Origin of the sequence: Photobacterium kasasachensis (assembly GCF_050336885.1) — a bacterium.
Classification (GTDB): domain Bacteria; phylum Pseudomonadota; class Gammaproteobacteria; order Enterobacterales; family Vibrionaceae; genus Photobacterium; species Photobacterium kasasachensis.
In genome coordinates this window covers 39,751-60,442 of record NZ_JAKJSH010000012.1, presented here as the reverse complement: position 1 = coordinate 60,442, position 20,692 = coordinate 39,751, and the positions used below count along the sequence as shown (strand labels likewise).

Below are 20,692 nucleotides of genomic sequence, written 5' to 3'. Positions count from 1 at the left end.
TAACTTGCTTGGCGGCCAATTTGCCTCAAACAATAATCGGTGAATCAAAACACTCGCAGGTTGTTGCTATTTAACTTCTTTCGCTAGCTTTTCCACTGCAAGCTGCAGTCGATCAACTTTATCTTCAAAATCAGACAGTCGGTTGCGATCCAGGCCACAAGTTTTATTTAAGGCGGTATTAAACTGTGATTCCGAGCGTTTCATAATGGCAGATTGAGTCACCTTAACGCGTTCAAGGGTTTCCGTTTCCACCTCCTGGCCTTTTTCAACCAAGTCGTTAAAACGCTTGGTCGCTAAGTGCTGAGCCATGCCGGCCTGCTCGATACCTTTACTGTATGCACCCAAACCTGCCAATACGACATTTTTCAGGGACTTCTCACCCATATTGGCCACAGATTTAATATTCCCCATCATATTCATCGGATTAATCATAACTCTTTCCCTATTAATATCTCGTTGGGTATTTCAAGCGAATTTATAACCAAACCAAAGCGTAACAATCAGAATTAGATCATTCTTTCTAATCTGGATTATGAACTGATAGCAAGATCACAGATTACTGTAAATCTAAAAATCTTGCTCATATATCATTGATTTATAAAAACAAATATAGCTCACCTCAAAAATTAGAATCCTCCACCAAATTGTGTTTTTTTTAGTCTAAATATGCTCACTGTGACTAAGTTCAATTTATTGAGATACAACTATCATCAAATTATAAAACTAGAGTGACGACTCTAGTTTTAACACGAAGAATACAATTCGATAATAATAAGAAAATGCCTGTCTCCAATAAGAATATCGAACAAGGAATGCAAAATGTCAGTATTAGAGTTAGTTGATACCCACGTTACCCCTCTTGCCACCAATATGGCCTCACAGGCCAAACCAGCAGCACCGGAATTCGCTGATGCCGAAAAGCTCGTCGATCACATCATTGAGGTCGTCGGTAAGGAGATTGTCCTTGGTGCTCCGCTGGCAATAGGTAAACCTGTCTCCTTCGTCAATGCGCTTTACCAACGTGCCAAGGCAGATCCAAGTATTACTCTGCGTATAGAAACCGGGATCACGCTGGAAAAGCCTGTTGGTAAAAGCAAACTGGAGAAAAACTTTCTGGAACCCTTTGTCGAACGCGAGTTCGCAGGTGTCCCTGATATCGACTACATCATGGATCTAAGAAAAGGTGAGGTCCCATCCAACATCACTATCAGTGAATTTTTCTTCAAAGCAGGTAGCTTCCTCAACAGCCCGCAACAGCAAAACTATACCAGTACCAACTATACCCACGCCGTCCGCGACTTGCTGGACAAAGGGGTCAATGTCGTTGGTCAGTTGGTCGCCAAACGCACGATAGATGGCGTTACTACCTATAGCCTGTGCAGCAACTCTGATTTGGCTCTCGATTTTGCGCCGGTTCTCAAAGAAATGCAGGAAAGCGGTAAACCTGTTGCGATGATAGCGGAAGTCAATTCCAACATGCCTTTCATGCAAAACCATGCTGAGGTGGCTGATAATGTTTTTGATTTTGTCCTCGATCAGAACCTGAAGCCAGACAACAAGGACTACGCCCTGTTCGCGGCGCCTCATGCCAGTATTTCGCCTGAAGATCATATGATTGGCTTCTACGCCAGCACGCTGGTAAAAGATGGCGGCACACTGCAGGTTGGGATCGGTTCACTCAGTAGTGCACTGATTTACAGCACCTTGCTTCGGCACCAGAACAACGCTGTCTACAACCAAATCGTGGACGAGCTGCACGTTGCCGAGAAGTTCCCGGTCACCCGCAGCGTCGGTGATCGGGGTATTTTCGAAGAAGGCCTCTATGGCTGTAGTGAGCTGATGGTCGATGGTTTCATGAACCTCTATAAGGCAGGGATCCTTAAGCGGGAAGTGTTTGAAGACCTCACCGTTCAGACTTTACTAAACAAGAAAAAAATCACGACAGACGTTAGCGTCTCTACCTTGCTGACTTTACTTGAGCATGGCGCGATTCATCAGCAGTTAACGACAAAAGATGTGAGCTACCTGAAACGAATCGGTGTTTTCCGTGACTCTGTCGAATTCTTCAACGGTCAGCTTCAGGCCCAGCATCAAACCATGCAGGCCAACTTAGGTGACGCCGAAGCATTGCAGTGGATCACCAAGTTCTGCTTAGGTGACAAACTTAGCGGCGGAGCCGTGATGCACGGTGCTTTCTTCATCGGGCCGAAAGACTTCTATGAAGCACTCAATAACTTAAGTGACGAAGACCATAAGAAGTTCTGCATGACCAGTGTCAACTATGTCAATGACCTCTATGACCACTTCATTGGCAGCCAGCAACTAAAACAGGCACAACGCAAGCATGCGCGCTTCATTAACTCTGCAATGATGGTCACCCTGAACGGCTCGGCGATCTCTGATGCACTGGAAAACGGTCAGGTTGTCAGTGGTGTCGGTGGTCAGTACAACTTCGTTGCCCAGTCCCACCAGTTACCGGATTCACGTTCTATAATGAAGCTTCGGAGCTGTAGCGTTCGAAATGGCAAGTTGAAGTCGAATATCATGTTTAACTATGGCCATACCACCATTCCACGTCAGTTGAGGGATATTGTCATTACTGAATATGGTATTGCAGATTTACGCGGCAAACCTGATCACGTTGTATACACTGAGCTGATCAAAATCGCCGACTCTCGCTTCCAGCAACAATTGCTAGATCAGGCAAAAGCAGCAGGGAAAGTTGCCAAAGACTATACAATCCCCGTAGAGTTTGGCAACAACACGCCTGAGGCCATTCATGGCTTTTACCAGAAGTTTACCCAGCAAAATATATTTGGCCCGTTCCCGTTTGGCTGTAGCTTTACGGCCGAGGAGCTTCAGCTGGGTAAAGCGTTAAAAGCCCTGAAAGCTAAAACGGCGACACCGAAAGGCAAAATCAAGTGCATACTGAACGCGATCACAACACCGAAGCCAGATAAAACCATACAGCCATTGTTGAAACGAATTGGTTTGGAAAACCCAACCAGTATCCAAGATAAGCTGACTCAGCGGTTGCTTATCGCGGAACTCAGAGGCCGGTAAACGGCCCGTCAATGTGAGCAAGCTGATAGAGGTAAACATGGCAAAAAAAAATAAGGAAATAGCATTGTGTCCCTACGCCGCTATTTGGGGTTGCCCCAAATGCCCGGTTAAGCGAGTTTGTCCGGGCAAAACTACCATAGGAGATCAGCCTCTTAGGGTTAAGCGCGATAACACCGAAAGCAAGTAACACTGATGTATGCTCCTTAGTACCAACAAGAAAGAAAGCCCTAGTGCTTTCTTTCTTGCTTTTACCCAAACCACCTCACTGTTCACTATTCTGATAAATGCTTCGCACGTTTGTATACAAAACTAGAGATAAATGGTGGTAATAATTTTTCAATCTCATACTCTATGTAACTAATAATAGAATCGCTCTCTCAGCCGGTAGCAATTATTGTTTTAACTGAATGAGCCCTTAGGAGACATAGTGTTAGCATGCCCGAGAAAAAACAATCAGAGCTGAAAAAAACAGCCGCGGCGCAAACAGGCCAAACCCAGGATGATGTTGTCTACGGGCATATCTTTGATGCCATTCTTGAGCAACGCCTTCCACCCAATACCAAACTCAATGAAGAAGCCCTCGGCGAAATCTTTGGTGTCAGCCGCACCATTATCCGTCGCGCCCTGCTGCGCTTATCGGTCGAACAGATTGTCAATATTCGCCCAAACCGCGGGGCTATCGTTGCGGCCCCCAGCGTCGAAGAGGCCAAACAGGTACTGAAAGCCCGTGAAGTACTGGAACTGGCAATCACAGAGCTGGCGGTTGATAATGCGACCAGCGAGCAAATTGCCTCTTTGCGCCAGCTTGTCGAAGAAGAGCATCAGGCTTTTGAACAAGGCGATATTGGCCGTGGGATCCGCCTGTCTGGTGAATTCCATATCCAGCTCGGTGATATGGCGAACAACTCCCCTCTGCTCTCCTTCCAGCGCAGTATTGTCTCTCAGACGTCACTGATTATTTCACTGTATGAAGTCGGTACACGCAGTCAATGCTCGTTTGACGAGCACAATGACTTGCTAGATGCGATTGAGTCTGGCGATAAAGCCAAGGCAATAAGCCTGATGAAAACCCACCTTGAACATATCAAGTCAAAGCTAGCCCTCGACGAGGAAGCCATAACAAAAGATCTTCACGCGGTTTTCTCGGATGTGCTCAAGAAAAAGTAGATTTGTTCAGCAGCCTTAACAAAAAAAGGAATAGTACACACCTCGTACTATTCCAAAGGGCTCGGACACCGTGGATCCGCGCCTACCGTTTTGGTCGACAAGCTGATAACGGCTGCTTTCCTCTGCTCAGCGATTAACACCTTTCTCCCAAACGGCCAGGGATATATTCACTAATGGATACAGTCAGCACCCAAATGCCCTGCAGTTATGGGCTGACAGTCGTACCTATTAGGCAAATAAAAAACCGAAGCAAAACAAGTGTAAACACCACCAACAGAAAGACCGTGACTTAGTTGTGTCTCGACGTATTCGACCAATGATCTAGAGTACTCATCAAGCTCCGGGAACACATAACAAAGGAGACTAAAGTTATGTGTCAGTAACCAGTGTTATTCACTGCCGAATGTCATGATCGGCCAGCTTCTCGATAGCCCGGATCATCGCGGAGTGGTCCCAACCCTCTCCTCCCAGTTTCACGCACTCATCAAACAGCTTTTGCGCCATCACCGTACTTGGCAGGCTCACCCCCAATGCCTCTGCACCGGTAATCGCCAGATTGAGATCCTTTTGGTGAAGTGCAATCTTAAAGCCAGGATCAAACGTTCCTTTAATCATCCTTTCACCGTGCACTTCCAGAATCTTCGAGTTGGCAAACCCACCCATCAGGGCTTCCCTTACGCGAGCCGGATCGGCACCCGCCTTGGATGCGAAAACCAGAGCTTCCGATACCGCTTCGATATTTAGGGCAACAATGATCTGGTTGGCGACCTTGCAAATTTGGCCGGCCCCATTGTCACCGACCAGGGTGATATTCTGCCCCATAATTTCAAACAAGGGTTTTGCTGCGTCAAAAGCCGATTCATCACCACCCACCATAATGGTCAAGGCGCCATTTATCGCACCGACCTCGCCCCCTGACACCGGTGCATCAAGGTACTGAGCTCCCGTTTCTTTCACTCTGGCCGCAAACGACTTGGTTTCAATTGGCGAGATCGAACTCATATCAATCACGGTCTTGCCAGCTTCAAGTGCCTCGATGACTCCATTATTGTCAAACAGAACGCTTTCAACCTGCGGTGTATTCGGGACCATCAGGATGATGTATTCTGCCGCTTCCGCCGCTTCTTTAGGGGTGGCGTAAGCAACGCCGCCACTGGCAATAAGCTCAGCCGGAGTCTGACTGAAATGCTCGGAGAAGACCAGTTGGTGACCGGCCTGCTGTAAATTCAGGGCCATAGGCTTACCCATGATCCCGGTACCAATAAACGCAATCGTACTCATCACTCTCTCCTTAGATTTGATTAAAGTCTTTTAGCCAGTGCAAACCAGCTTCGGTGGTTGTCTTAGGCTTGTACTCACAGCCGACCCACCCCTGATAACCAAGCTCATCCAAGTGCTTGAACAAATACGCGTAGTTAATCTCACCGGTTCCCGGTTCATGGCGGCCTGGGTTATCTGCCAGCTGGACATGCTGAATATGCTCGAATTCTCGACTGACGGTGATCGCGATATCTCCCTCCATAATCTGCATATGGTAGATGTCGTATTGCAGCTTGAGGTTGTTGCTACCGACCTGTTCCAGCACATCGAGCGCCTGGCTGGTGTTATTCAAAAAGAAGCCCGGTATATCACGGGTATTAATTGCTTCAATCACCAGGCTGATACCTTCGGCTGCCAGAGCCTCAGCGGCAAACTTGAGATTGGCAACAAAGGTATCATTGGCAACCTCTTCGCTCACCCCAGCCGGAACAATGCCCGCGAGGCAATTGACTTGTGAACAATTAAGCGCCTTTGCATAACGAACGGCTTCCGGCACGCCAGCTCGAAATTCCTCTACACGGCTTGGGTCAACCGCAATCCCCCTGTCACCTTCTTCCCAGTTACCCGCCGGAAGGTTAAACAGAACCTGGGTCAGCCCAAGCTGGGTGAGACGCTGTTTAATCTCACTGGCATCAAAGTCATAGGGAAAGAGATATTCCACACCATGGAACCCGGCATTGGCTGCCGCCTCAAAACGGTCCAGGAAAGGCAGTTCGTTAAACAGCATGGATAGATTTGCAGCTAGTTTCGGCATCTTGGCCCCCTTTCAATATCGATAAACCGGTTACTGATTGAATGTAATGGCAGTCGGCGCGTCATCCACACCTTCTGCAAGTGCTTCAAACTCGTTGATGCTGTCAATTTCGACACCCATGGCAATATTGGTAACCCGTTCAAGAATCACTTCCACCACCACTGGCACCTGATGCTTCTCCATCAGAGTTTGTGCCGTAATAAAGGCCTCTGAGATCTTGCTAGGGTCGGTCACTCTGATCGCCTTGCAGCCTAATCCTTCAACTACGGCTACATGATCAACGCCATACCCCTCCAGCTCCGGCGCATTCTGATTGTCAAATGCCAGCTGAACACAATAATCGATATCGAACTGGCGCTGGGCCTGACGGATCAGACCAAGATAGGAGTTGTTAACCAATACATGGATATAAGGAAGATTAAACTGGGCGCCTACGGCCAGTTCTTCAATCATGAATTGAAAGTCGTAATCACCGGAAATAGCCACTATCTTGCGCTCAGGATCGGCTGCTCTTACTCCCAAAGCGGCTGGAATTGTCCAACCCAGCGGTCCTGCCTGGCCACAATTGATCCAATGGCGCGGTTTATAGACATGCAGAAATTGTGCAGCAGCAATCTGTGACAGACCAATGGTGCTGACGTAGCAGGTTTCTTCACCAAACACCTTGTTCATCTCTTCATAAACCCGCATCGGCTTAACCGGAGTGGTATCAAAGTGTGTCTTTCGCAGCATAGTCGCCTTACGCTGCTGGCACTCCGCGACCCAGTCAGAGCGATCTTTAAGCAGTCCCTTGTCTTTCATTTCCCGGGCGACTTCCACCAAGAGCTCAAGTGCAGCCTTGGCGTCAGAAACGATGCCCAAATCCGGACAAAATACACGCCCAATCTGAGTCGGCTCGATATCAATATGAACGAATTTCCGCCCTTTGGTGTATACATCTATCGAACCGGTATGGCGATTTGCCCAACGGTTGCCGATCCCGAACACAAAATCTGACTCTAGCATGGTGGCATTACCGTATTTGTGGGCAGTTTGTAGTCCCACCATGCCTGCCATCAATTCGTGATCGTCCGGCAACGCGCCCCACCCCATCAGCGTCGGAATAACCGGCACACCGGTAATTTCGGCAAACTGCTGCAGCAAGGCTGAAGCACCCGAGTTGATAACACCGCCACCAGTTACCAACAATGGTTTATCCGAGGCATTAAGCATGCTCACAGCTTTCTCGACCTGTGCCCGGGTTGCCTTTGGCTTATACGCCTCGAGAGGTTCATAGGTATCGATATCAAATTCGATTTCCGCCAGCTGTACATCCAGCGGCAGGTCAATCAGTACCGGCCCAGGGCGACCGGATCGCATCAGATGAAATGCCTGCTGGAAAGCCCGCGGAACCTGTGCAGGCTCCAGCACTGTTATTGCCCATTTCGTAACCGGCTCGGCAATCGTCTCGATATCGACGGCCTGGAAGTCTTCCTTATGTAAACGTGCGCGTGGTGCCTGCCCGGTGATACACAAAATAGGAATAGAATCGGCCGAGGCGGAATACAAGCCAGTGATCATATCGGTACCAGCCGGACCTGAGGTGCCGATACAAACCCCGATATTACCGTCACTGGTACGGGTATAGCCTTCTGCCATATGCGATGCCCCTTCGACATGCCGGGCAAGAACATGGTTAACCCCGCCTGATTTTTTTAGGGCTGCATACATAGGATTGATCGCTGCGCCGGGAACACCAAAGACCAGATCAACGCCTTCTCGTTTTAACACTTCTACTGCTGCTTCTATTGCTTTCATTCTCGCCATGCCAGCCTCCAACCACATTGTATACAATTTAAAACTTGATTGTATTATTGCCACTCATCAGGAATTTAAGCAAGTGTATTTTTACATTTTTTAAACAAACAGCCTACTGCAAACACACACCAGCAAACCTTATTAATTAAGAAACAACAAGTTAACTAGCATCATTAAAACACAAACCATCAATTACGAATTAACAATTATGTAAATTAATTTTTGCCTTGTTTTACAAATTGAGATATAGATAGATACATTCACAAATAATTATGTATACAACAATGTGAAGTATTGTTTAAAGGAGACGACTATGAATCAGGATAGCACCATGGAGCGACAATCATCATGTATCCAGATAACAGGAAGTACCACAGCGAACGAGTTCAGCACCATTCTTAACCCGGACGCCCTGACTTTCCTGCAATCACTTGTCGAGGCATTTGGTGACAGGCTTGATGCCTTGATGGCTTTGCGCGATGAAAAACAAGTAGGCTATGACAATGGGTTGCTACCTGACTTCAGAGAAGACACCCAAGCAATACGTAATGATAAAAGTTGGCGTATCGCCCCTATTCCGGCCCCGCTGCAAGACAGACGGTTGGAAATAACCGGCCCGGTAGAGCGAAAGATGGTGATCAATGCGCTGAACTCTGGTGCCAAGGTCTTCATGTGCTGCTTTGAGGATGCTACCGCGCCGTCTTGGGAAAACATGATCCAGGGACAGATCAACCTACGGGATGCCAACCGTGGGACTATCAGCTATTACGATGAGAAAAAAGACAAAAGCTACAGCCTCAACAACAACCCGGCACTGCTAATTGCCAGACCGCGTGGCCTTCACCTGCCCGAACTGCACATAATATTAAATGGCAAAGCCATTCCAGGCTCTCTGATGGATTTCGCCCTGTACTTCTACCATAACTATCAGCCCCGTTCTGACAAAGGGCTTGGCGTCTATTACTACCTCCCTAAACTGGAAAGTATGGAGGAAGCACAATGGTGGAGTGATGTGTTTACCTTTACCGAAAACTACTTCAACCGAGATCGAGGAACCATTCGTGCAACCGTACTGATAGAAACATTACCGGCAGTGTTCCAGATGGATGAGATCCTCTATGCCATGCGCGACCATATTGTCGCCATGAACTGCGGACGCTGGGACTATATTTTCAGCTACATCAAAACGCTGAAAAACCATAAAGACAAGATCCTGCCTGACAGGCACGACGTGACTATGGACAAGACATTCCTAAATGCCTATAGCCAACTACTTATCAATACCTGCCACCAGCGAGGTGCCCTTGCGATGGGGGGGATGTCAGCCTTTATCCCGAGCAAAGATCCGACCGAAATGGCTCAGGTGCTAACCAAGGTTGTCGAGGACAAGCAACGTGAATCGACAAATGGCCATGACGGTACTTGGGTTGCCCATCCGGGATTAGTTCATACCGCCATGGAGATTTTCGACAACCACCTTGGCAATCGCCAAAATCAACTGGATTATTTCCCAACATCTGCAGCAGACATTACTGCCGCTGATCTGCTTACCCCTTGTGAAGGCAAACGTAACGAAGAAGGCGTACGCAAGAACATTCGCATCACACTCTATTATATCGAGGCATGGATCCGCGGTGTTGGCTGTGTGCCTATTTATGGCCTGATGGAAGATGCCGCGACGGCCGAGATTTCCCGGGCAAGCATCTGGCAATGGATACACCACGGGATAACACTCGACGACGGTCAAGTATTTACAGCGGCTCTATTTCGAGAGTGGCTATCACAAGAGCTCGACACCATTAAATTCGAAATCGGTGAAGAAAGTTACTCCCAACGACGTTTTGAAGAAACGGCAACACTGTTTGATGACATCTCGACCGCGAGTCACTTTGCAAACTTTCTGACGCTACCAAGCTATTCCTTACTGGTAGAGTAAGTACTAACCACCAGCATTGTCTCGCCTAACACTGGCCGCGGTAACTGAATCATCGCGGCTATTGTCACCGATCAGACGCATCAGACAGCCATCACCTTACAGGCTCTATTTTTACATCATGATTGGAGGAACATACGATGAACTTGACACTCAATGAGGCGTTAACCATTACCAAAGGCGCATTCAGTGCCGGAACAACTAAAGGCTCAGCACCATTGACTATTGCTGTTCTTGATAACGGCGGAAAGCTCATTTCCCTCCAGCGACAAGATGGCTCCAGTATGATGCGACCCGACATCGCCATTGCCAAAGCATGGGGAGCGCTCGCTTTAGGCTGCTCGTCAAGGAAACTGGCCGACGATGCCAAGCAACGTCCAGCCTTTATTTCCGCAGTCAACGTGCTGGCAGAAGGCAATATGCTGCCCGTACCCGGTGGCGTCCTGATCCGCAATGATGACAAGCAACTCCTTGGGGCAGTCGGAATAAGCGGTGATCTGTCAGAGCTTGACGAAATGTGTGCAATTTCCGGCATCAAAGCCGCCAACCTTATTCCAGACGAGAGTTGAGCCCCCTTCTCTTCTACCTGGCTAACCGGATATCTGCTAAGCCCTTATTTCAACTGAAATAGCGGGCTTAAACAGCCGTTAAAACTCTGAGAGTAAAGTTTTAACCTTCTGAATTTATTGAGAATAATAAAAAACACCACACATCTAAATCCACCAAACCATGCACAGTTATCGAATAACTAAACATTATTCTCTCTCTGTAACGCCAGTCTTCCCCCGTTTTAATTGATGTCCCACTCGTTGGGTACTGCAAGATTATGCGCTTTAGAAACAGTCGATTAGATGTGGCACACCTTTAGCCACCCTGACTATGCTTAATATAAAACAGTTATTTTTTCTCACCTGAAAGTCTAGTTCTCAAAGGTTGAAAGGAGAGCTTATGGAAGTAATGAAAGCATTTATATTTGGCTTCATCTTATCCCTTTCCATAGGACCTATCGCCATACTGGTTCTCAATAACGGTATCCAGCACGGTTATACGGTTGCAGTGAGAAGCGCTATTGGTGCCGCGCTGGCAGACTACTGTTATGCCCTTATTGGCTTCATCGTTGGTACCTGGATCATCACCTCTTTTACCGAATATCACTATCAGATCATTTTGCTTTCTTCCTGGGTACTTATCTTTGTCGGTTTCTACATGATGTTCGGCGCGCTGCAAAATACCAGGCTGCTGGCCAATTTCAGCCAGCCAGCCCGTAAACTTGGCTTCCGGGCAGCTTTCTATCTAACACTTGCCAACCCGATCGCAGTGATCGCCCTCTCTGCCTTTATCGGCCATGCCACCGATCACGTTGATCTGCTATTTTCGCTTCAGCTTGCAGGGGCGATTTTTACCGGTAGTTTGGTGATTCAATGCATTTTGGCCATTTCTGGCTCATTCTTCAAAGATCACTTTGACACCCTCACCTTTCCATTTTATCTGCAACTGCTCGGCGGATTGCTGATCTGCCTGTTTGGTGTCTACAACTTTGTAGAGCTTGCAAAGTGACTTTCGATGCAGCAGTGCAATAGCGAGCATATTTAACAATAAGAAACCACCCGCATAATATTGCATTACATGTGTGTTAATGAATGTAATATAACTACAAATTAAACGATTGCGTAATCGCTTTCGATCCCTTTCCCTTATTTTAGTGGTTCAACAGTCCATTCATGGTTGTTATAATTACAACATAATTTATACAAGACCATTCGGGGCAAGGAATCTCCCCCTTTAAATCAATCTTCGATTGATTGCAGACTCATGATGAGGTGATTGGCAAAACTAGAGGGTAACTATTATGGAATTTAACACAGTTGAACTATTGGGCTATGCATCTTCTTTGATGGTAGCAATCTCACTCATGATGAAAGACATTGTATGGCTACGTGTTCTGAACTTCGTTGGTTGTGTACTTTTCACCACTTACGGCTTCATGATTGACGCGATGCCAGTAGTTGTAACGAATGGTTTTATTGCTTGCGTTAATGTGTACTTCCTGGCGAAGATGCAGCAAGAGCGAAGCAAACAAGCAAACCTCGCTTGCGAAACAGCATAGCAACAAACTAAATATCGAATTTAGAAAAAAGCCAACAGCTTGCTGTTGGCTTTTTTGTTATGACTTTTTTAAGTGCTTTTTCTTCACACTTTCGGATATTTCCCGGACGAGTCGTTTTACCCTTTCATTGTTATACATTTGCAGGTCCAATGCAGAGAGTGAATACATAATATGTTCCAATACTACGAACTTTCTCTGAACACAGGCTGTCTACAAATGATACCGCACAACATCACAGTGTAACGCAGCAGGACTGTTACTTGGCCCGCTAAATTATCTTAGATAAAAACTGCTGTAGCCTCGGGTGCTTAGGCGTATCAAAGATATGCTCCGGAGTATCACCGACTAGCAGCTCTCCATCTTCCATAAAGAGCACGCGATCGGCCACTTCTCGCGCAAACCCCATTTCATGGGTAACGACTACCATGGTCATCCCTTCGGCGGCCAAATCTTTCATCACATCCAGTACTTCTCCCACCATTTCCGGGTCGAGTGCCGATGTCGGCTCGTCAAAGAGCATCACATCAGGCTTCATTGCCAATGCCCTGGCTATCGCAACCCGCTGTTGCTGTCCTCCTGACAAGTGACTTGGAAACACATCCATTTTTTCAGCAAGACCAACCCGCTTCAGGAGCTGTTCGGCCTCGACTTCAACCTCGGCAGGATCGCGTCCCGATACCTTTATCGGTGCCAACATCACATTGCCTTTTACTGTCTTATGGGGAAAAAGATTAAAAGACTGAAACACCATCCCGACATTTTCACGAAGCGTATTGATATTGGTCGCCTTAGCATACATATCCAGACCATCAACCCATATGTCTCCAGACGAAGCCACTTCAAGCTGATTCAGCGTACGGAGAAACGTAGACTTTCCGGATCCAGATGGCCCGATTATCACCACCACTTCACCACGTTTAATCGTGGCACTGACATCCTTCAGCGCATGACACTTGTTCGGATAGATTTTGTTTACATTCGTTGCAACGATCATATCGTCGCCATCATAATTCCTAGTCACTGGTCGCCAACCTCTTCTCAATACGCTGAACACCCCAAGATAAGGTAGTGGTTAACAGCAGGTATAACCCGGCTACAACAAACCATACTTCGAATGTGGCAAAACTACCGCTAATCACTTCACGACCGGCTTTGGTGAGATCCGTAATGGAAATGACCGAGACTAGCGACGAGTCTTTAATCAGTGTGATCAACTGCCCGGCCATCGGAGGTAGTGTGCGCTTAAACGCCTGAGGCAATATGACATATACCATGGCCTTGGGGTAACTCATCCCCAGTGAACGCGCTGCCTCCATTTGCCCCGGAGGAATAGACTGGATACCTGAGCGAATAATTTCGGCGATATAGGCACCGGTGAAGATAGACAGCGCAACAATACCTGCTGCAAAGCGGTCTAAATCAAAAATGGTACCGAGGAAAAAATAGACAATAAATATCTGTACTAGCAGCGGAGTGCCTCGGATCACCTCAACATACAGATAGGCAAAGTTTTTAGTTACCGGGTTGTGTGAAATCCGCATCAGCCCGGTAATCAAGCCAAGAATAATGGCAAAAAACAACGAAATGACCGATATTTCAATGGTCACCCAGAGGCCAACCACCAAAGGCCCCATGGTCCATTGCTCGCTACGAGCGATGAGATCCCCTTCAAAAATCAAGTCGCCGTCTTCTACCAGACGTTCGTCATAAGTGGTGATCAGCTGCGGCTCATCACCATAATCAAAATTAATTGTAATACTGTTATCGGCATTGATAACAGCCGTACCGCTGCCGCTCGCACGAATTTCTTGTGGGCTGGTATCAACAAGAAACGGTGTGATCCGCTCCCACTGCCAGTTGTAATTTATTTTTTGCGATGACTGATAAACGGCGAAAACTAAGACAGCCAGAATGACCGCAAATACGCCGTGCCAAAGCCACCGGCTCGAGTTCCTAAGCATATACATCTTCCATTAGGAGCATTGAAACGTGTCTGAAAAGCCAAAGGCGGTAGCCGGGCAAACAAACCCGGCTCCGAGAAAAGCATTACTGAACCTGGCTTAGCCACTTATCGTTCTTAAACCATTTGTCATAAATACGATCGTAGCTACCGTCGCCTTTGATCTGACGCAGGAAGTTATTCAGGAAGTTCAACATATCCATATCGCCTTGTGCGATCGCCCATCCCAGAGGTTCAAAGGTAAAAGGCTTCTCAAGGTGAACAACCTTACCGGCATTTTGCGATGCATAGATTGCATTGAACGGCATATCATAGATAAATGCATCTGCCTTACCATTGGCCACTTCCAGCACGGCATCGGCCTGTGTTTCAAATACATTCAGCTTAGCCTTGCTGATCATACGCTTAATCGCTTGCTCACCAGTCGTACCCAGCTTGGTTGCAATCGTGTATTTGCTGTCGTTCAAATCTCTATAACTGGTCACTTTCCCTTCCAGCTCAGGATTTAGCAAAATACTTTGCCCAACGACAATATACGGGTCTGCAAAATTCACACGCATGTTACGCTTGGCATTAATTGTCATACCGGCGTTAATCAGGTGACATTTACCAGTAAGAAGCGTTGGGATAATACCGTCCCAGGCCGTATTAACGGGAACATATTTCACGCCCATCTGACGTGCCATAATTTTACCGATATCAATATCAAATCCGATATAGGAACCATTTTTACTTTTCATTTCAAACGGCATATAACCGGCATCAAAACACACTCGAAGCTCGCCAGACTTGGCAATATCATCGAGAATCGGCCCTGCGGAAACCGTTGTTGAAGCTGTCATCAAAGCCATAGCTGCGACAAAACCACTGAATAACTTGCGCATAGACATCCTTGTATCCTTTATTATTGGTAAATTGGCTTGTATCAAGCTGATACAAGCTTGGTTATAGCAAATAAAATATCTTGGACTCAAACGCCGACTGGCAAAAAGAAATAAAAACCAAAAATACAAGCATAAATATTCAGACCATAACACCAATACATAGTAAAACTTCAGACCTATCAACTATCCATATTATTCATCTCTATATTTGATCGCCTAAATCAACCAAAAACCAAAATTTAACAAAAATCTTCATTTTTTTGACATTWGGTTAATTACACAGCTTTATGAGAGAAGGCTTTTCGATAGCCATCGAGTATCCGTCAACAGTTGAACGATATACCTGAATCGGAACATGTTTCCATATTACGAGCCTAAGTTAGAAGTACATGTAAAGCCTGAATGACTATACTTGAAGCGGCCTAGTGAAACCTAACCGCGGAAGAATCAGCATGAAGAAACAACTGAGTGAGAAAATTAACAGCTCCCGCGAAAAAATCCGGGAAATAACCCAAGCGATTGACGAAAAAACGGACGAGCTGTCTGGTGAAACCAAACAGCTATGGAGTCACGCCAAGGAGCGGCTTTCTGAAGTAAACCAGAAACTTGGGGAAGCATCCAATCACCTTGCAGGAAAATCTGATGAAGCCACACTGCAGGCCCATTTAGCTGCCATGGAAGCCCACGATAAATGGCAGCACATCAGCAGCTCTGTAGATAAGCTGGCGCAAAAGACCAGTCGTCATGCGAAGACAGAACTCGATCATGCTGCACTGCAAAGCCATCTGGCAAAAATGGATGCAGAGGACTTCATGGAATCAACAGGAAATAGCATCGTCCATAACTTCAATACCGCACGGCACAAAATCGAAACGACCACCGAGGCGTCTATCAAAGATATGGAAGCGTACTTTGGCCGGATAGCCAAACAGTTTCGCGATAATGGTTAACTTATCTTCTTGATTAATGGCGAGCAACAAGTTGCGATATAGCACTTTGGGGTTGGGCGACAACACCTTCAAACTGGTGCAAAATCTGCCACGCCCCGAATTCAGTGGCTAATTCGTTATCATTGAGCAAAAAATCAGGACTACGGGGGCGACCATAGGCTCTCTGCGCAATATTGAAGGTTTCGTAAATAAGCAATCCGGAAGGCACTATGCTTGTCTTTATGGTTGGAAATAATGGTCGATAGAGGTAGCGAAACACAACAATGGCACCAAACTTCTTTCCGGCAAGCGGCTGACCTGTCTCGAGATCGACATGCCATGTTTTGGCATCTAATTGCTCTTCGCAAATAATCTGATCGATTCGGGCAAGCTTCTCCTCATCTTGATCTGCAAACACAACCGGGATCCCTTTTCTTGCCAGATACAAACCATTACGACCACTACCACATGCTAAATCCAGTATTGAGCCGTACTGAGAAGCCAACTTCAATTCGCGTACAAACTTCTCTACTAATGCCGAATGATCCTGATGTTCGTTATCTATTGTCATCAATTAGCCCACTTCTAAGATTCTTATTACGTTCTATCATATTCATTTTGTTAACATGTGGGTACCAGATAAAAATATTAATATCACCAGACATAAAAAAACATCATACCTAAGTATGATGATTTTATATGAAACGATTAATATTCAGTGAGTTATTAAACTCTTCGCATTCAACTTTGTAAATGATTAACAAAGATCTCGCATAATAATTTCATATTCTTCCTTGGCTGCATCGATTAACTGAGTCAAGTCTCTGGCATCACTGGGAGTAAGATCAATATGCCATAGTGTATGTGTTGGCTTGCAATGCTCTACACAATCCAGACCCGTTACCTTTCCGTGTGTCGAAAAACATAAATCGTCAAAGTCCGCTTCTAGCTTCTTATGCTCCTCCTCGATTTCAACTGATAATATCCCGGTCGGGCTAACGGCAAGATGCGCATGATGGTGTGTGCTCCCTGCAAGCGTATATGAACGATGTTTAGCGTACATTTATCCTATCTCTGATCTCTATTAGCGAATACAGTTCAAGTATAGATTGTGATTACATTTTTTGAGTGGGCATTTCTTTCTAAAACCAACAGTAACTTAGGATCGCAGTCAGGCCAGGAGCGGTAAAAAGGGCAATTAGGGGCCATAATTATAGTTCATTCGAAGCCGGTTCAAGGCTTCAATTTTGTGATTGGAGCCTCGGCTCAATTAGGAGCTTCACTGATGAGGATATTATCGATTATCTCAACCCTAACTGTGGTCACTGTCGCTGCATCGCCAGTATACGCTGCGAGCACCGAGTGGTTTGTTGGTGCAGGTGTCGGTTATCAGGAAGACAGCATCAAAGGCAGATTTGATCAAAATGGCGAAGACGGTACTTACCAGTTACGTGGTGGTGCTATCCTCAATGATCATCACCGCCTAATGGGTACCTATAGTTACATTGACAAGTCGTCACAAGACCTGCTTCTCGCCTCGTACGACTATCTTCACCCAGTATCAAAACGTGTTGATATTTATGCTGGTTTATCAGCGGGTTTTGCCGACAGCAAAATCCAGAACACCAGTTCAACAGATTTTGCCTGGGGCGGCCAGATAGGTGCCATCTATGAAATAAACAATAACTGGTCTACTGATCTTACTTATCGCTACATAGACCAAAACTACGAAGAGAACGACACATCAATCGATTACTCACAACAAATTATCTTGTCGGTCGATTATAAGTTCTAATCATGCCTCCGTTATTAGCTAAGCGCCTGAAAGAGGATGTATTATCCTCTTTCATACATAGCGATAATATATTTCTTAATACTGCTTGTTATTAACTCCTGCCCTATCAAATATTACCAACCTATAACTAAGCAATTAATTCCACAGCATCAAACACCATAAAAAAGCCAACACATTAAAGACATTGTTTTTCATACACTATCATCCAGAACAACAGACGAAAATTACTATTTTTCACGACTACGCTCAAATAATTGGTATTCACATCCTCTGTCTCTTGAAGTTTATTTCAATGAGTGGGATTCTGATGTTATAGGTTGAGCTAGAAATAGCCTGACATCTAAGTAAAGCAATAGGTGAGTAAACGTTATTCCCACTTTTGACAAACGATTTCTGATAGATTCCCACTATGGCGTGGTGATCCACAGAAACTTTATCCCCTTATATGCCGATGATATTTACGCGCAATTCTTCGGCTACCACACTGGCGAGGAAATGCTTGCACTCGACAGTTTGCTGCACCTTATTGCTCCTCATCAGCGCGCTAACGCTATCAAGACCTATAGCGCTATCATGTCAGGAGAAGAAAAACCCGGCTTGAAAACCTATCGAAATATCGACAACGAAGGCAATGAATTTGTTGTATTAACTGTCGATCATGTTGTTGACTGGCAGGGTGAGTCAGCAATCCAAACGACAGTTGTTGATCTGAGCAATCATGTCGATACACTAAAAAAACTACAAGCCAGCGAACAACGATACCGTGAACTTGTTGATGGTTCGATACAAGGTATTCTTGTCCACCGAAATTTCAAACCGCTGTTTTGCAATCAGGCCTACGCACAAGCACTGGGCTTTAGCGACGAACAAGCGCTAATCGCCAGCGGTTCAATCCTTCCCCTGTACGACCCCGCATTTCATGACCAAGCTCATCGTAATAACCAAGCCCTGTTATCCGGACGAAAAAGTGCGATAAAAACCGAGGCAAAATGCTACCGCCTCGACGGCTCAGCTGTATGGTTGGGGTTGCTGTCACGGCCCGTCACCTGGAATGGCGAACGCGTTGTTCAAGTAACAACAATGGATATCACCAAACAGCACCGGCTCCGTGAACAACTCGAGCACCGAGCCAACTATGACGGTCTTACTGAACTTATCAACCGTCGTGCAATGACCGAGATACTTGACCAGCAGTTTCGTAGCCACAAGGCTCTTTCATTACCGTTATGCTGTGTTCTAATCGACATCGATGACTTCAAATCCATCAACGACCAGCACGGACACCATACTGGGGATGAAGTGTTGAAACAGTTCGCCGCTACCTGCCGCAATAACATTCGTCAAAGCGATCACATCGGACGCTGGGGCGGAGAAGAATTTGTATTATTGCTCCCGGATACCAGCATCGAACAAGCAGAGCTTATCGCACAGCGATTGCGCAAAGATGTCGCCAAACAAGCCATCACAACCACAAACTCGCAGCTTGGCTTCACCATCAGCTTGGGTATTGCCGCACTTACACATGACGACCATACCGTGACACATTTGCTCTCACGCGCAGATAAAGCCCTGTATGAAGCTAAACGTAATGGTAAGAATCAAGCCGTAATAGACTAAAGCTCGATGATAGACCGATAAAACCGATCCATCACCTTCATACCCATGCACGCCCTTTAGCTCACCGCTTCTTCCAACTGATACTTTTCGGCATCGTTGCGTAGACGGGTAAATTTAGCCACTAATTCGTGCTTCTCCAGTGCCTCGTCACCAAAAAAGAATGCATCACTCGCCTTCAACTGATCGAAGTGAAGCTCAACGAGCTCTATTACCCAATCAGCTTTTTTAAGCGTATAAACACTGCATGACTTGCCATGAAGATCATCGAGCAAGTCAAGCAAACTCGATCGATAGCTTTCAACGAAATAAAGCTCATGAAGGGCCTCGTCATTATCCAGCGCACGCTGCCAGCGCAAGGTCAATCCTTCAAGGTGGTCAATCACAGGCTGATCCGCCTCAAGCGCTAACAGTTGCTTCAACTTGTGCTGATAGGCCGTCAGGGCACATTGTTTCTCGACTCGGTATAAATCAAAAAGCGCTTCTGCTGATAAGTTTGAAGGGTTCTTCAAAAAATAATCAAACAAGAAACGGGTTTCAAATCGTTCGATACCATGAAATAGCGGTGTTGCTCTACCGTTGCTATTAAAGTGCTGCAGAGGATCGAATTGATACATATAACCGAAGTCAAATAATTTTATTTCTCCCTGATTGTTTAGCAAGATGTTTCCCGGGCAAAAATCCCACTCAAATAACCCATTCAGTTCGAGGTTGACGATAGCTAAGAATATCTGCTGGAAGATATCGTCAGACAGCGAATGTAACCGCTCGCCCTCTATCCACGGCGAAAGAATAATGCCATCTTGATAAGATGCAAATTGAGTATCAACGATGTGCTTAAAGCTATCGGGATCACTTTGCTTTAGCTTTGTAATATCTCGTCTTCGCTGAACCTCATTTAAAAATGAAGTCTTACCGTCAACATTTTTGACTAAACTCTCTTCCCTCTTTTGTTTTAATGTCCAGTCAGTGCCGCCAATTCTCAGGTGATATACCACTGCAGTCAGACCCGAACTAAACGTTTCCACCACATAATCAGACTGAGGCGTCGTCGCTTTAAGCTGCTCCAAAGCCATTGGCAGGCCTTCCAAAGTACCGACAGTAATGTTTTGTCCGCTGCTAACAAAATCGAGCTGTGCTTGTTGTCGTTGTTGTTCCATCATCTTTTTCTCCATAAAAACGGGTTTACAACAAGCGGTGAATATATAAATTGTGATGGCATACAAACAGTGATGGAAGTAATAGAACGGGAAATTTTCCCGCCACTTGGCAAAACAACCGCTAAATATAATGAAAACTCAGTAAATAAACTTAATATAGTTAAGGAAATAATAAGCATGTGGATTCATAATCATATGGAGCGTCATAC

Annotated in this window: 19 protein-coding genes; 9 read left to right on the top strand and 10 right to left on the bottom strand. The window is 46.0% G+C overall.

Annotated elements, in window-relative coordinates:
• Positions 1-66 precede the first annotated feature (66 nt).
• Positions 67-432 (bottom strand): phasin-related domain-containing protein, encoded by a 366-nt coding sequence (locus tag L4D19_RS17280; protein WP_428453498.1) that lies wholly within the window; start codon positions 430-432, stop codon positions 67-69.
• Positions 433-819: 387 nt separating this feature from the next.
• Between L4D19_RS17280 and L4D19_RS17275 the strand changes: the two genes are divergently transcribed.
• Together L4D19_RS17275 and L4D19_RS17270 are read left to right on the top strand one after the other, a co-directional pair.
• A complete protein-coding gene (locus L4D19_RS17275; RefSeq protein WP_428453497.1) occupies positions 820-3,063 on the top strand; it encodes an acetyl-CoA hydrolase/transferase C-terminal domain-containing protein in 2,244 nt (747 codons plus the stop codon).
• Between the two features lie 435 nt (positions 3,064-3,498).
• Positions 3,499-4,230 (top strand): GntR family transcriptional regulator, encoded by a 732-nt coding sequence (locus L4D19_RS17270; protein WP_428453496.1) that lies wholly within the window; start codon positions 3,499-3,501, stop codon positions 4,228-4,230.
• Positions 4,231-4,623: 393 nt separating this feature from the next.
• Here the strand turns inward: L4D19_RS17270 and L4D19_RS17265 are convergent, their stop codons facing one another.
• The 3 genes from L4D19_RS17265 to gcl are packed head-to-tail and all read right to left on the bottom strand — an operon-like array spanning position 4,624 to position 8,110.
• Positions 4,624-5,511: a 2-hydroxy-3-oxopropionate reductase gene (locus L4D19_RS17265; RefSeq protein WP_428453495.1), complete on the bottom strand. Its 888-nt coding sequence runs from the start codon at positions 5,509-5,511 to the stop codon at positions 4,624-4,626.
• A gap of 10 nt (positions 5,512-5,521) precedes the next feature.
• Positions 5,522-6,304: a hydroxypyruvate isomerase gene (hyi, locus tag L4D19_RS17260; RefSeq protein ID WP_428453494.1), complete on the bottom strand. Its 783-nt coding sequence runs from the start codon at positions 6,302-6,304 to the stop codon at positions 5,522-5,524.
• Positions 6,305-6,334: 30 nt separating this feature from the next.
• Positions 6,335-8,110 (bottom strand): glyoxylate carboligase, encoded by a 1,776-nt coding sequence (gene gcl / locus L4D19_RS17255; protein WP_428453493.1) that lies wholly within the window; start codon positions 8,108-8,110, stop codon positions 6,335-6,337.
• A 304-nt stretch (positions 8,111-8,414) separates the two neighbouring features.
• Here gcl and aceB point away from each other — a divergent pair, with 304 nt between their 5' ends.
• The 4 genes from aceB to L4D19_RS17235 all read left to right on the top strand — a co-directional run bounded on the left by aceB (position 8,415) and on the right by L4D19_RS17235 (position 12,141).
• Complete coding sequence (aceB, locus tag L4D19_RS17250; protein WP_428453492.1) at positions 8,415-10,037, top strand: malate synthase A; 1,623 nt, start codon at positions 8,415-8,417, stop codon at positions 10,035-10,037.
• 137 nt (positions 10,038-10,174) lie between these two features.
• Positions 10,175-10,603, top strand: coding sequence for a GlcG/HbpS family heme-binding protein (locus L4D19_RS17245; protein WP_075761947.1), 429 nt, complete (start codon positions 10,175-10,177; stop codon positions 10,601-10,603).
• A 379-nt stretch (positions 10,604-10,982) separates the two neighbouring features.
• On the top strand, positions 10,983-11,591 hold the full coding sequence (locus L4D19_RS17240; protein WP_428453491.1) for a LysE family translocator: 609 nt from the start codon (positions 10,983-10,985) through the stop codon (positions 11,589-11,591).
• 292 nt (positions 11,592-11,883) lie between these two features.
• Positions 11,884-12,141, top strand: coding sequence for a hypothetical protein (locus tag L4D19_RS17235; RefSeq protein WP_428453490.1), 258 nt, complete (start codon positions 11,884-11,886; stop codon positions 12,139-12,141).
• A gap of 268 nt (positions 12,142-12,409) precedes the next feature.
• Here L4D19_RS17235 and L4D19_RS17230 read toward each other — a convergent pair whose 3' ends face one another.
• The 3 genes from L4D19_RS17230 to L4D19_RS17220 form a co-directional block, all read right to left on the bottom strand.
• Positions 12,410-13,135 carry an amino acid ABC transporter ATP-binding protein gene (locus L4D19_RS17230; protein WP_428453618.1) on the bottom strand — a complete coding sequence of 242 codons (726 nt, stop codon included), beginning with the start codon at positions 13,133-13,135 and terminating at the stop codon, positions 12,410-12,412.
• 19 nt (positions 13,136-13,154) lie between these two features.
• Complete coding sequence (locus tag L4D19_RS17225; protein WP_428453489.1) at positions 13,155-14,102, bottom strand: amino acid ABC transporter permease; 948 nt, start codon at positions 14,100-14,102, stop codon at positions 13,155-13,157.
• Positions 14,103-14,187: 85 nt separating this feature from the next.
• Entirely contained in the window at positions 14,188-14,985 is a 798-nt protein-coding gene (locus L4D19_RS17220) for a transporter substrate-binding domain-containing protein (protein ID WP_160648371.1), read from the bottom strand.
• Between the two features lie 452 nt (positions 14,986-15,437).
• Between L4D19_RS17220 and L4D19_RS17215 the strand changes: the two genes are divergently transcribed.
• On the top strand, positions 15,438-15,935 hold the full coding sequence (locus L4D19_RS17215) for a hypothetical protein (protein ID WP_428453488.1): 498 nt from the start codon (positions 15,438-15,440) through the stop codon (positions 15,933-15,935).
• Between the two features lie 13 nt (positions 15,936-15,948).
• Here L4D19_RS17215 and L4D19_RS17210 read toward each other — a convergent pair whose 3' ends face one another.
• Together L4D19_RS17210 and L4D19_RS17205 are read right to left on the bottom strand one after the other, a co-directional pair.
• Complete coding sequence (locus tag L4D19_RS17210) at positions 15,949-16,485, bottom strand: class I SAM-dependent methyltransferase (RefSeq protein WP_428453487.1); 537 nt, start codon at positions 16,483-16,485, stop codon at positions 15,949-15,951.
• Positions 16,486-16,671: 186 nt separating this feature from the next.
• Positions 16,672-16,977, bottom strand: a complete 306-nt coding sequence (locus L4D19_RS17205; RefSeq protein ID WP_428453486.1) for a hypothetical protein — start codon at positions 16,975-16,977, stop codon at positions 16,672-16,674.
• Positions 16,978-17,199: 222 nt separating this feature from the next.
• On the opposite strand from L4D19_RS17205, the gene L4D19_RS17200 reads away from it, so the two are divergent.
• Together L4D19_RS17200 and L4D19_RS17195 are read left to right on the top strand one after the other, a co-directional pair.
• Complete coding sequence (locus L4D19_RS17200; protein ID WP_428453485.1) at positions 17,200-17,709, top strand: porin family protein; 510 nt, start codon at positions 17,200-17,202, stop codon at positions 17,707-17,709.
• Between the two features lie 417 nt (positions 17,710-18,126).
• Positions 18,127-19,326: a sensor domain-containing diguanylate cyclase gene (locus tag L4D19_RS17195; RefSeq protein WP_428453484.1), complete on the top strand. Its 1,200-nt coding sequence runs from the start codon at positions 18,127-18,129 to the stop codon at positions 19,324-19,326.
• 56 nt (positions 19,327-19,382) lie between these two features.
• Here the strand turns inward: L4D19_RS17195 and L4D19_RS17190 are convergent, their stop codons facing one another.
• Entirely contained in the window at positions 19,383-20,486 is a 1,104-nt protein-coding gene (locus tag L4D19_RS17190) for a protein kinase family protein (RefSeq protein ID WP_428453483.1), read from the bottom strand.
• Between the last annotated feature and the right edge of the window lie 206 nt (positions 20,487-20,692).

Bases quoted from the DNA above. Each gene is read 5' to 3' on its own strand.
- L4D19_RS17210 (WP_428453487.1), bottom strand. From the start codon at position 16,485: ATGACAATAGATAACGAACATCAGGATCATTCGGCATTAGTAGAGAAG.
- L4D19_RS17240 (WP_428453491.1), top strand. From the start codon at position 10,983: ATGGAAGTAATGAAAGCATTTATATTTGGCTTCATCTTATCCCTTTCC.
- gcl (WP_428453493.1), bottom strand. From the start codon at position 8,110: ATGGCGAGAATGAAAGCAATAGAAGCAGCAGTAGAAGTGTTAAAACGA.
- L4D19_RS17280 (WP_428453498.1), bottom strand. From the start codon at position 432: ATGATTAATCCGATGAATATGATGGGGAATATTAAATCTGTGGCCAAT.
- L4D19_RS17200 (WP_428453485.1), top strand. From the start codon at position 17,200: ATGAGGATATTATCGATTATCTCAACCCTAACTGTGGTCACTGTCGCT.
- L4D19_RS17245 (WP_075761947.1), top strand. From the start codon at position 10,175: ATGAACTTGACACTCAATGAGGCGTTAACCATTACCAAAGGCGCATTC.
- L4D19_RS17270 (WP_428453496.1), top strand. From the start codon at position 3,499: ATGCCCGAGAAAAAACAATCAGAGCTGAAAAAAACAGCCGCGGCGCAA.
- L4D19_RS17220 (WP_160648371.1), bottom strand. From the start codon at position 14,985: ATGCGCAAGTTATTCAGTGGTTTTGTCGCAGCTATGGCTTTGATGACA.
- L4D19_RS17235 (WP_428453490.1), top strand. From the start codon at position 11,884: ATGGAATTTAACACAGTTGAACTATTGGGCTATGCATCTTCTTTGATG.
- L4D19_RS17190 (WP_428453483.1), bottom strand. From the start codon at position 20,486: ATGATGGAACAACAACGACAACAAGCACAGCTCGATTTTGTTAGCAGC.
- L4D19_RS17275 (WP_428453497.1), top strand. From the start codon at position 820: ATGTCAGTATTAGAGTTAGTTGATACCCACGTTACCCCTCTTGCCACC.
- hyi (WP_428453494.1), bottom strand. From the start codon at position 6,304: ATGCCGAAACTAGCTGCAAATCTATCCATGCTGTTTAACGAACTGCCT.
- L4D19_RS17205 (WP_428453486.1), bottom strand. From the start codon at position 16,977: ATGTACGCTAAACATCGTTCATATACGCTTGCAGGGAGCACACACCAT.
- L4D19_RS17230 (WP_428453618.1), bottom strand. From the start codon at position 13,135: ATGATCGTTGCAACGAATGTAAACAAAATCTATCCGAACAAGTGTCAT.
- L4D19_RS17225 (WP_428453489.1), bottom strand. From the start codon at position 14,102: ATGCTTAGGAACTCGAGCCGGTGGCTTTGGCACGGCGTATTTGCGGTC.
- aceB (WP_428453492.1), top strand. From the start codon at position 8,415: ATGAATCAGGATAGCACCATGGAGCGACAATCATCATGTATCCAGATA.
- L4D19_RS17265 (WP_428453495.1), bottom strand. From the start codon at position 5,511: ATGAGTACGATTGCGTTTATTGGTACCGGGATCATGGGTAAGCCTATG.
- L4D19_RS17215 (WP_428453488.1), top strand. From the start codon at position 15,438: ATGAAGAAACAACTGAGTGAGAAAATTAACAGCTCCCGCGAAAAAATC.